This window comes from Amaricoccus solimangrovi (genome assembly GCF_006385685.1).
Classification (GTDB): domain Bacteria; phylum Pseudomonadota; class Alphaproteobacteria; order Rhodobacterales; family Rhodobacteraceae; genus Amaricoccus; species Amaricoccus solimangrovi.
The window spans coordinates 1-563 of record NZ_VFRP01000132.1 but is presented as its reverse complement, the minus strand read 5'-3'; the positions used below and the strand labels follow the sequence as shown (position 1 = coordinate 563).

Genomic DNA, 563 nt, shown 5'->3' with positions numbered 1-563 from the left:
CGGGGCCAGCCCCAGCCCCAGCCCCAGCGGTCCTATTCCGACTACCTCCAAGCCGAGCGGTCCGCCACCGTGGCGCCTCACTCCGCCATGACCTCGGCCCATACCGAGGGAACGCAGGGCCTCACGGCCTCGGCCATCTCCCGCACCGGCACCCCGATCAACGGCCGCAGGCCCCTTCAGGACAGCGATATGGTCCTCTATCGAGGCTTCCACGTGAGCGTGTCCTACGCCCTCGGGAAGGGCATCCTCCAGCGGGACGCCGGGGGCAACGTGGTGGAATCCTCAGCCCGCCCTTCGCAGGCCCCGGAGGTGGCCGGTTCCGCTGACGCCGAGCAGGACACCGCCGCCGGGGCCGAGACCAGCGAAGACGACTTCACCGCCGACGATGCCACCGAGGAAGCCATGAGCGCCATTACCTCGGCGCCCAGCGCCTCCGCCGCGTTGGACGAACTGACCTCCTCGGGAACCCTCTCGGTTGCCTCCATCGGGAAGCTCGCGGCTGACCTTGGGGTTTCCCCTGAGGACGCCTCGGCCCGTGTGTCCCAGGCAATCGAGGGAATGCG

The 563-nt window shown here is 69.8% G+C and carries 1 pseudogene; it reads left to right on the top strand.

Annotation, left to right across the window (positions count from 1 at the left end):
• Nucleotides 1-87: 87 nt before the first annotated feature.
• Nucleotides 88-563: pseudogene (locus tag FJM51_RS23590) on the top strand (hypothetical protein); the annotation flags it as partial.